This window comes from Bacillus cereus group sp. BceL291 (assembly GCF_051776705.1).
GTDB lineage: Bacteria > Bacillota > Bacilli > Bacillales > Bacillaceae_G > Bacillus_A > Bacillus_A cereus.
Window position 1 is genome coordinate 1 of the sequence record NZ_JBPWAP010000217.1, and the last position, 1,346, is coordinate 1,346.

The following is a 1,346-nucleotide window of genomic DNA, read 5'->3' on the forward strand; positions in this document are numbered from 1 at the left end:
CCTTTTTTTGCGTTTAAAGGCTACATAAGGAGGAATACAAACATTGAAGCCATCTAAGTTTCAAAAGAAGCAGATTGCTGCGGTAGGTTTAGCTGCTGCAACAGTAGCGGGTATCTATGGGTACAATCATTTCGCAGTCGAAAATGCAGTAAAACCAACAAAGATTGTTGTAGCCGCAAAGGATATACCTGCGCATACAGAGATTAAAGAAGACATGCTAGTGGAACGAACATTACCTGGTGATGCGATTCCCCCCAATGCATTACGTGCAAATAAAAAAGAAGTAGTAGGTAAGTGGACAAATGATGGGCAGCCCATTACAGAAAATAGCTATCTCTTTAAAAACAAAGTAGTAAAGAAAGAAGAGTTACCTGACTCTGCCATTTTAAATTTAAAAGATGGAGAAGTTGCATTCCCGTTACTCGTTGATTTGGAAACAAGTTCAGGTAATAGTATCATTCCGAACACGTATGTCGACTTGTATTTCAAACAGGTTGTGAAAGAAGGCGACAATGAGAAAGTTGTGTTTGGTGGTCTTTTCCAACGTGTACGTGTTACGGCCGCAAAAGATAGCAATACAGAAGATGCATTTGTATTAGAAAAGAAAGAATCAAAAGAAGAACAAGAAGGAAAACAAAAGCCCAAAGTAACGCGATTATATACGCTAGCTGTTTCACCTGAACAACTTCAATACTTAAATCGTGCAAAAACACTTGGAGATGTGATTCCTGTTGCAGTCGGACAAAAAATAGAACAAACAGGGAAAGAATTAGAACCAGCAGAAGGGTTCTCGCAAATATCTGATCAAAAGAACATTTTAGACTATGTAGAGAAGCATTCGACCAATCCAATTTCTAAAAATGTAAAAGAGTATGTAGCGCAGTATCTGAGCGAATCTAAGTAAGAAAGGAGTTTTTAAGATGGATCGGCAAGTAAGAATGGTTGCCTTTTATGCCACAAATGAAAACGTAGGAAAAAGCACGTTAAGTATTGCGATGGCAAATGAGTTAGCTCATTTAGGGAAAAAGGTACTTTATGTAGAAGCAGACCAAGTAAGGCCAAGCTTTGCGGTTGGAACTGGTCTTAGCCACGATAGTAAAAATATATTAGAGCTTGTAAGAAAAGAAAATGATTACAACCTCTTGCAGTATATTTGTACGAAGCAAGATTTGCTAGAGAAAAAAGTGAATCCAAGGTTGATGCAAAAATTACACGATAAGATGGATTTTCTAGTATTTCCATCAGGTTATAACTTAGCTCAATTCCCTGAGATTCAAAACAAAGAATTGTTTGTAACTACATTTATGGAGTCACTTGTGGACACAGAATACGATTATATCATTCTA

2 protein-coding genes are annotated in these 1,346 nt (G+C 37.2%); both read left to right on the forward strand.

Annotated elements, in window-relative coordinates:
• The first annotated feature begins 43 nt into the window (after window positions 1–43).
• Window positions 44–904, forward strand: coding sequence for a Flp pilus assembly protein CpaB (gene cpaB / locus ACS2CR_RS34150; protein ID WP_021727955.1), 861 nt, complete (start codon window positions 44–46; stop codon window positions 902–904).
• A 16-nt stretch (window positions 905–920) separates the two neighbouring features.
• On the forward strand, window positions 921–1,346 hold a 426-nt coding region (locus tag ACS2CR_RS34155; RefSeq protein ID WP_242300454.1), incomplete at its 3' end, for an AAA family ATPase.